The 8,416-nt window shown below is 70.1% G+C and carries 8 protein-coding genes; 6 read left to right on the top strand and 2 right to left on the bottom strand.

Features of this window, described 5'->3' with window-relative positions; genetic code table 11:
• Positions 1–57: 57 nt before the first annotated feature.
• Together AB3X43_RS10275 and lysS are read right to left on the bottom strand one after the other, a co-directional pair.
• The gene (locus AB3X43_RS10275) at positions 58–921 is read right to left on the bottom strand and encodes an NAD(P)-dependent oxidoreductase (RefSeq protein WP_369429752.1); all 864 of its coding nucleotides are present in this window, start codon (positions 919–921) and stop codon (positions 58–60) included.
• Positions 922–928: 7 nt separating this feature from the next.
• A complete protein-coding gene (gene lysS / locus AB3X43_RS10270) occupies positions 929–2,446 on the bottom strand; it encodes a lysine--tRNA ligase (protein ID WP_369429751.1) in 1,518 nt (505 codons plus the stop codon).
• Between the two features lie 76 nt (positions 2,447–2,522).
• Between lysS and AB3X43_RS10265 the strand changes: the two genes are divergently transcribed.
• The 6 genes from AB3X43_RS10265 to AB3X43_RS10240 are packed head-to-tail and all read left to right on the top strand — an operon-like array spanning position 2,523 to position 8,290.
• On the top strand, positions 2,523–3,581 hold the full coding sequence (locus AB3X43_RS10265; protein ID WP_369429750.1) for a Gfo/Idh/MocA family protein: 1,059 nt from the start codon (positions 2,523–2,525) through the stop codon (positions 3,579–3,581).
• Positions 3,582–3,600: 19 nt separating this feature from the next.
• Entirely contained in the window at positions 3,601–4,185 is a 585-nt protein-coding gene (locus AB3X43_RS10260; RefSeq protein WP_369429749.1) for an acyltransferase, read from the top strand.
• A gap of 8 nt (positions 4,186–4,193) precedes the next feature.
• Positions 4,194–5,324: a DegT/DnrJ/EryC1/StrS family aminotransferase gene (locus AB3X43_RS10255; protein WP_369429748.1), complete on the top strand. Its 1,131-nt coding sequence runs from the start codon at positions 4,194–4,196 to the stop codon at positions 5,322–5,324.
• On the top strand, positions 5,287–6,519 hold the full coding sequence (locus AB3X43_RS10250; protein ID WP_369429747.1) for a lipopolysaccharide biosynthesis protein: 1,233 nt from the start codon (positions 5,287–5,289) through the stop codon (positions 6,517–6,519). Before AB3X43_RS10255 ends, AB3X43_RS10250 begins: the two co-directional genes overlap by 38 nt.
• A gap of 26 nt (positions 6,520–6,545) precedes the next feature.
• Positions 6,546–7,157 (top strand): acyltransferase, encoded by a 612-nt coding sequence (locus tag AB3X43_RS10245; RefSeq protein ID WP_369429753.1) that lies wholly within the window; start codon positions 6,546–6,548, stop codon positions 7,155–7,157.
• Positions 7,154–8,290 (top strand): glycosyltransferase, encoded by a 1,137-nt coding sequence (locus AB3X43_RS10240; RefSeq protein ID WP_369429746.1) that lies wholly within the window; start codon positions 7,154–7,156, stop codon positions 8,288–8,290. The genes AB3X43_RS10245 and AB3X43_RS10240 overlap by 4 nt, the downstream gene beginning before the upstream one ends.
• The last annotated feature ends 126 nt before the right edge of the window (positions 8,291–8,416 follow it).

The following is an 8,416-nucleotide window of genomic DNA, read 5'->3' as shown; positions in this document are numbered from 1 at the left end:
GCAGACCGGCTTCGGCCCTGCCCGGACGCAGGAGCACATGGCGGCTCCTGTTCACGTTCACGGCCGGCGCCGCGCCGCCTCCAGCACCACCCCATCGTCCCAATCGGACCAGCCGGCGTCACACGCAGCGCGAAACACCGCCAGCGCTGCCTCGCCGAACGGTGAGGTCTCGCCCACGGCCTGGAGCATCTGCAGCGCCAGCGTCAGGTCCTTGGTCAGGATGTGGGCATGGGCGCGCGGGGCGTAGTCACCAGCCAGCGCGCGGGGCAGGCGGTCGTCGGTGATCCAGGATTGGCCGGAGCTGGCCGCAATCACCTGCTGCAGCGCGGTCGGATCCAGCCCCATGCGCTCGCCAGCGGCCAGCGCCGCAGCACCGGCGACCAGGTTCACCCCCGCCAGCAGGTTGTTCAGCAGCTTCACGCGGGCTGCGTCACCTGCCCGTTCGCTGATCGGGAAGACCTGGGCCGCCATGTCGGCCAGCACCCGTGCATGGCGCAGGCGGGTCGCTTCGGGCGCCGCGAGCATCAGGCTCATCGTGCCGGCCCGGGCCTTGACCGGCCCGCCGGAGATCGGCGCGTCCAGCAGCGTGCCGCCATGGGCGGCCACCGCGTCGGCGAACCGGGCGGTATCTTCCGGAGCAACCGTGCTGCAGACCATCACATCGGTCGGTGTGGCTGCCAGCAGGCCATCCGGGCCGCCCAGCACCTCGTCGATCTGCGCCGCGCTGACCACCACCACGATGACCAGATCCGCCGCCGCCGCCATCGAGCGTGGTGTCGGCAGCACGCGGGCACCCGAACCGGCCGCGATCCGCTCCAGATCCGGCCGCAAGTCGCGCACGGCCACCGTGTGGCCGCGCTCCAGCAGCCTCAGCGCGATGCCAAGGCCCATGTTGCCGATGCCGATGACACCGACCCGCATGGCGCGATCAGCTTTCGCGGCGCAGCGCCGGGAACAGGATCACGTCGCGGATGCTCGGCGAGTCGGTGATCAGCATCATCAGCCGGTCGATCCCGATGCCGCAGCCGCCGGTCGGGGGCATGCCGTACTCCAGCGCGCGGATGAAGTCGGCGTCGAAGAACATCGCCTCGTCGTCGCCGGCTTCCTTGTTGGCCACCTGCGACTGGAACCGCGCCGCCTGGTCCTCGGCGTCGTTCAGCTCGCTGAAGCCGTTGCCGAACTCGCGGCCGGTGATGAACAGCTCGAAGCGCTCGGTGATCGCCGGGTTGGCGTCCGACGCGCGGGCCAGAGGCGAGACTTCCACCGGGTAGTCGATGATGAAGGTCGGCTGCCAGAGCTTGTCCTCCACCGCCGCCTCGAACAGGCCGAACTGCAGTTGCGCCAGCTTCCAGTGCTTCGGCGGCTCTTCGCCCAGCGACTTCAGCTTGGCATGCACCGCGTCGGCATCATCGGCCTCGGCTTCGGTCAGACCGGCATGGGCCACCAGCGAATCGCGCACCGACAGGCGGGCGAACGGCTCGTCCAGATGCACCGGCTTGCCGGCGTAGCTCAAGCGCGCAGAACCCGTCGCCGACACGGCCGCGTGGCGCAGCACCTGCTCGGTGAAGTCCATCAGGTCGTGGTGGTTCCAGTAGGCCGCGTAGAACTCCATCATCGTGAATTCGGGGTTGTGCCGAACCGAGATGCCTTCGTTGCGGAAGTTGCGGTTGATCTCGAACACCCGCTCGAAGCCGCCCACCACCAGCCGCTTCAGGTACAGCTCCGGGGCGATGCGCAGGAACATCTCCTGGTCGAGCGCGTTGTGGTGGGTCGTGAACGGGCGGGCGTTGGCGCCGCCGGGGATGGGGTGCAGCATCGGCGTCTCGACTTCGAGGAAGTCGTGTTCGATCATGAACTGGCGGATGCTGGACACCGCGTTGCTGCGGGCGCGGAAACGGGTGCGCGCCACCTCGTCGGTGATCAGATCGACGTAACGCTGGCGGTACTTCTGCTCCTGGTCGGCCATGCCGTGGTGCTTGTCCGGCAGCGGGCGCAGCGCCTTGGTCAGCAGGCGCAGGTTCGTCACCTTGATCGACAGCTCGCCCGCCTTGGTGCGGAACAACGTGCCCTCGGCACCGAGGATGTCGCCCAGATCCCAGTGCTTGAAGGCGGCCAGCTTCTCGGCGCCGACGTTGTCGAGCGTGATGTAGAGCTGGATGCGGCCCTGGCCGGCGGGCGAGCCGTCCTGCAGCGTCGCGAAACACGCCTTGCCCATCACGCGCTTGAGCATCATCCGGCCGCCGATGCAGGCGGGGATCGGCGTGGCCTCGAGCGCCTCGTTGTCCAGGCCGTCGGCGGCGCGGTGCAGGTCGGCGGCGTGGTCACGCGGCTTGAAGTCGTTCGGGAAGGCGATGCCCTGGGTGCGGATCGCGGCGAGTTTCTCGCGGCGTTCGGCGATCTGCTGGTTGTCATCGACAGGGGGCGTGGGGACGGGGGCGTGGCTCATCGGCGGACTCGACTTCAACTTGTTGAATTTGCTGCAATTTTAGGCTGCGCGCGGGGGCGCCTCTAAAATTGGTTCCATGACTGTTGCCCACCCGATCACCGACCGCAAGATCCGCTTCGCCCTGGTGGGCTGCGGACGCATCGCCCAGAACCACTTCGCCTCGCTGCAGCAGCACGCCGAGCGCGCCGAACTCGTCGCCGTCTGCGACACGGTGCCCGGGCGCGCGCAGGCTGCCGCCGCGAAAACCGGCGCCCGTGCGTTCACCTCGCTCGACACGCTGCTGGCCGAGAGCGACGCCGACATCGTGGTGCTGACCACCCCCAGCGGCCTGCACTCGCAGCAAGCCATCCGCGTCGCCTGCGCCGGCCGCCATGTGCTCAGCGAGAAGCCGATGGCGACGAAGTGGGACGAGGGCATGGCGATGGTGCGCGAGTGCCGGGACGCGGGCGTGAAGCTGTTCGTCGTCAAGCAGAACCGCCTCAACGCCACGATGCAGCTGCTGAAGAAGGCGATCGACGACAAGCGCTTCGGCCGCATCCACATGGTCACGGTCAACGTGTTCTGGACCCGCCCGCAGAGCTACTACGACGAGGCGCCGTGGCGTGGCCGCTGGGACATGGACGGCGGCGCATTCATGAACCAGGCCAGCCACTACGTGGACATGGTGGACTGGCTGGTCGGGCCGGTCGACAACGTGCACGCCTACACCGCGACGCAGGGCCGCGACATCGAGGCCGAGGACTCGGGCGTGATGAGCCTGCGCCTGCGCGCCGGCGGGCTGGCCAGCATCAACGTGACGATGCTGACGTACCCGAAGAACCTCGAAGGCTCGATCACCGTGCTCGGCGAGCGCGGCACGGTGCGCATCGGCGGCGTGGCGGTGAACGACATCCAGCACTGGGAGTTCGACACGCCGACGCCGGAAGACGCGCAGATCAAGGCCGCGAGCTACGCGACCACCTCCGTCTACGGCTTCGGGCATCCGCTCTACTACGCCAACGTCATCGACACGCTGCGCGGCGAGGCGCACGCGGAGGTCGATGGCTACAGCGGGCTGCGCTCGCTCGAAGTGCTGATCGCGGGCTACCGGAGCGCACGCGACGGGGTGCGGGTCGGGCTGCCGCTGGTGTTCTGAACCTACGCAAGGAATCGACATGACCTCCCCCGCCTGGCACCACGACACCGCCCTCATCGACGACGGCGCCCAGCTCGGCGCCGACACCAAGGTCTGGCACTTCAGCCACGTCTGCGCCGGCGCCCGCATCGGCGACGGCTGCTCGCTCGGGCAGAACGTCTTCGTCGCCAACGACGTGGTGATCGGCGCGGGCGTGAAGATCCAGAACAACGTGTCGGTCTACGACGCGGTGACGCTGGAGGACGACGTGTTCTGCGGGCCGAGCGTGGTGTTCACGAACGTCTACAACCCGCGGGCGGCGGTCTCGCGCAAGAACGAGTACTTGCGCACGCGGGTGAAACGCGGCGCGACGCTGGGCGCGAACTGCACCATCGTCTGCGGCACGACGGTCGGGCAATACGCCTTCGTCGGCGCGGGCAGCGTCATCAACCGCGACGTGCCGGACTATGCGCTGATGGTCGGCGTGCCGGCGCGGCGGATCGGCTGGATGAGCCGCAACGGCGAGCGGCTCGGACTGGCAGTGCGCGGCGAGGGCGAGGCGACGTGTCCGGCGACGGGCGAGCGGTATCGGCTCAGCGGCGATGTCGTCACCCGACTGGAATGAATACCCCCATGCACTTCATCGACCTCCAGGCCCAATACGCCACCCTCAAGACCGACATCGACGCCGCGATCCACCGCGTGCTCGACCACGGCCAGTACATCATGGGCCCCGAGGTCAAGCAGCTCGAAATCGCGCTGGCCGAGCGGGTCGGCGCAAGGCACTGCGTCACCGTCTCCAGCGGCACCGAGGCGCTGCTGATCGCGCTGATGGCCCTCGACCTGAAACCTGGCGACGAGGTCATCACGACGCCGTTCACCTTCGCGGCCACCGCCGAGGTCATCGCGCTGCTCGGCGCCAAGCCGGTGTTCGTGGACATCGAGCCCGACACCTGCAACATCGACCCCGCCCTGATCGAAACCGCGATCACGCCCAAGACACGGGCCATCATGCCGGTCAGCCTGTACGGCCAGGTCGCCGACATGGCCGAGATCAACGCCCTCGCCGCCCGCCACCACCTGCCGGTGATCGAGGACGCCGCGCAGAGCTTCGGTGCCACCTACCGCGGCGGCCACAGCGGGCACCTGTCCACCATCGGCTGCACCAGCTTCTTCCCGAGCAAGCCGCTGGGCTGCTACGGCGACGGCGGCGCGCTGTTCACCGACGACGACACGCTGGCGCAGGCCGCCCGCGAGATCCGCGTCCACGGCCAGAGCGCGCGCTACACGCACACCCGCGTCGGCCTCGGCGGTCGGATGGACACGATCCAGTGCGCGGTCGTGCTGACCAAGCTGTCGCGCTTCGACTGGGAGCTGCAACGCCGCCGCGAACTCGGGGCGCGGTATCACCAGTTGCTTGCGCCGCTGGCCGGGCGCCACCCCGGCTTCGGCCTGCTCACCATGCGGCCGGACCGCGACAGCGTCTGGGGCCAGTACACCGTGTTCGTGCCGGAGCGGGCAAAGGTGCAGGCTGCGCTGCAGGCCGCAGGCATCCCGACCGCCGTGCATTACCCGAAGCCGCTGCACCACCAGGCCGCCTACGCCGCGTTCTGCTGCCCCGACTGCTGCCCGCACAGCGTGGCCGCCGCCGCCCGCGTGATGAGCCTGCCGATGAGCCCAGACCTGTCCGAGGCCGACCAGGACCGCGTGGTCGCCGCGCTGGCAGATGCGCTGGCCGGTCTGTCCGCAGGCACGGGCGCCTGAGTTGCTGCGCGCCACGCTGACGCTGCTGGCCGGCGGCGCGCTGGCGCAAGCACTGCCGCTGCTGCTCGGGCCGCTGCTGACGCGGCTGTACACGCCGGACGAGTTCGGTGCCTTCCACCTGTTCGCGGCGGTGGCGACCAACCTCGCGGTGGTCGCCTGCGGGCGCTACGAGTTCGCGCTGCCGCTGGCGCGGGGCGACAGCGAGGCGGTGGCGCTGCGGCGGCTGTGCCTGCGCATCCTCGGGCTGGTGGCGGGACTGGCGAGCCTGGGCGGGCTGGGCTGGGCGTGGTGGAGCGGGTTGCGCTGGGCGCTCTGGCTCGGTCCGGCGGTGGCCGTCGGCGGAGCGCTGTCGCTGGCGACGATGCGGGCGACGCGGGCCGAGCGCTTTCAATCGCTGGCGGTGGCGCGGGTGCTGCAGTACGGCGGCGCGGCGCTGGCGCAGACGCTGGCCGGGTGGCTGCACGGCGGGGTGGCCGGGCTGGTGATCGCGCCGATCGCGGCGCAGACGCTGGCGACGCTGCTGCTGCGCGGCACGGCCATGACGCCCGCAACCGACGCGACGCCGCTGCGCGACATCGCCCGGCGCTACAAGGAATTTCCCCTGCTCAACACGCCGCACGCCTTCCTCGGCGCGCTGCAGGACACCGCCTCGCTGGCGCTGATCGCAGCCACCCTCGGCCCCGCAGCAGCCGGCTTCTGGGGGCTGGCGCTGCGCTACCTGAAGGCGCCGGCCACACTGGTCGGCAGCGCGGTGTCGCAGGCGCTCTACCCGCAGCTTGCTGCCAAGGGTCCGGGGCCGACGCGGGCCGCGCGCGCGGCGGTACGCCGGGTCATGGCCGTGCTGGGCGCAGCGGGACTGGCGCTGGTGGCCGTGCTGTGGGCGCTCGGGCCATGGGCGTTCGAGCGGCTGTTCGGGGCCGAGTGGCGCACGGCCGGGGAACTCTCCCGGACGCTGGCGCCCTACATCGGGGCACACTTCGTGGCCGCACCGCTGGCCGTGGTGACGATGGCCTGGGGCGCCCAGGCCTGGGCGCTGCGGCTGGCGCTGTGGGGGCAGGCAGCGTTTGTCGGCGCGCTGGCCCTGGGCTTGCAACTGGGCGGACTGGCTGGTGCGGGCTGGGGTGTGTCGGCAGCGATGGCCGTGTACTTCGGCTGGTATGTCTGGCGGCTGGCGACCTGGCCAGTGCCGGACTGAACAAGGAGCAGGTGGAGATGCTGAAACTGCGCGCGGTGCTGAACCGCTGGCGACGGCACCTGGTGCGCGGACTGGTGTTCCGCGTGCTGTTCGGCGAGCGCTCGCAGGGCCGCCTGTTGCCGCACACGCGCATCTCGCCTTCCACCTGCATCGAGTCCGAGGACCACCTCGTGCTCGGTGACCATGTCTACATCGGCCACTTCAACCTGCTCGACGCCAGCGGCGGCCTGGCGATCGACGAAGGCGTGCAGATCACCAGCCACTGCGCCATCGTCACCCACAGCTCGCACCGCAGCCAGCGCCTGCTCGGCCGCGCCTTCGCCACATGGCCAGGCCCCGGCGAGCGCCCTGGCTGGATCGGCGGCCCGGTGCACATCGGCGCCTACAGCTTCATCGGCCCGCACAGCGTCATCGAGGCGAACACGCAGCTCGGGCGCGGCACCATCGTCTGCGCGGGGGCCCGGGTGCGGGGGACATTTCCGGATTTCGCGGTTCTCGATGGCGCACCGGCGCAGGTGGTCGGTGACAGCCGCGACGGGGATGCGACACTGCTTCGACAATATCCAGAATTCAGGGTGAACCACGCTGCCTGGGCCGCCATGCCCAGGTCCGACGACCGCGACTGCCGACGCCCATGATCCGACCGTACCGTCCTCTCGTCGATCTGCCGCCCGCCACCGATCCGCCCGCCTACGGCCGCTGGCGCCATGTCCTCATCGGTGACGGTGAAAGCCCGCACCTGCTGAAATGGGCTCGCGCGCTGGCGCCGCAGGTGGACCTGTGGGTGGCGTCCAGCCGCGGCTTCCTGCCGGGCTTCGACGACCTCGTGCCGCCACGCGGACGCCTGGCGCTCGGTGAGTCGATGGACCACTCGGGTGGCAACGTCGGCCTGCTCAAGCGCCTGCCCGAACTCGGCCGCTGGCTGCAGGAGGTGGACGCCGACTGGCTGCATCCGCATTACCTGACCTCGCACGGCACGCTCGCCATGGGCGCCAAGAAAGGCTGGAAGCTGCGCGGCCAGATCGTCGGCTCGGCCTGGGGCAGCGACATCCTCGTGACACCGCTGCGCGGGCCGCACTACCGCTGGGTGACGTCGCAGATCCTCAAGGCCTGCACGCTGACCACCAGCGACTCCGAGCACATGGCCGCGCAGATGCGCAAGCTCGGCGCCGGCGAGGTGCGCGTGTTCCCCTTCGGGCTGGAGAAGATGCCGCCCCGCCCGCCGCACAAGACGCCGTGGAGCTTCTTCGCCAACCGCGGCCTGGAGCCGATCTACCGGCCCGACCGGGTGATCACCGCATTCGCCTCCATCGTCTCGGCCTACCCGGAGGCACGGCTGACCATCGCCAACGATGGCTCGCTGCGCGCCGCGCTCGAAGCCCGCGTGAGCGAACTCGGCCTGGCCAGGCACATCGAGTTCGTGGGCAGGCTCGATGCCGAGACACAGGCCCGCTGCTATGAACGCGCGCAGTGGTACCTGAGCCTGCCGTCGAGCGACTCGGTGGCGGTGTCGGTGCTGGAGGCGATGGCCTACGGCTGCATCCCGCTGCTGTCGGACCTGCCGGCCAACCACGAGCTGGTGCGCTCGGGTCTGAACGGGCTGATCCTGACAGACGCCCCGATCGAGCTGATGAACCTGCCCCAGCAGCTCGCGCCGCTGCTGCCGCAGGCGGTGCAGATCGGCCGCGACAACCATGAATGGGTGCGGCTGCATGGCCAGTTCGCGCCTGCGGTGGAAGGGCTGCTCGGGCGGCTGGCCGAACTGATGTAACGTGAACTCCGGCGCTGCCGCATGAATCTCCTCTACCTGAACCACTACGCCGGCACGCCCGCGCTGGGCATGGAATACCGGCCCTACTACCTCGCCCGCGAGTGGACCCGTCTGGGCCACCGGGTG

It is taken from the genome of Sphaerotilus sp., from assembly GCF_041083715.1.
Taxonomy (GTDB): Bacteria; Pseudomonadota; Gammaproteobacteria; order Burkholderiales; family Burkholderiaceae_C; genus Sphaerotilus.
The sequence above is the reverse complement of the archived record's forward strand: the minus strand, read 5'-3'. Positions and strand labels throughout refer to the sequence as shown.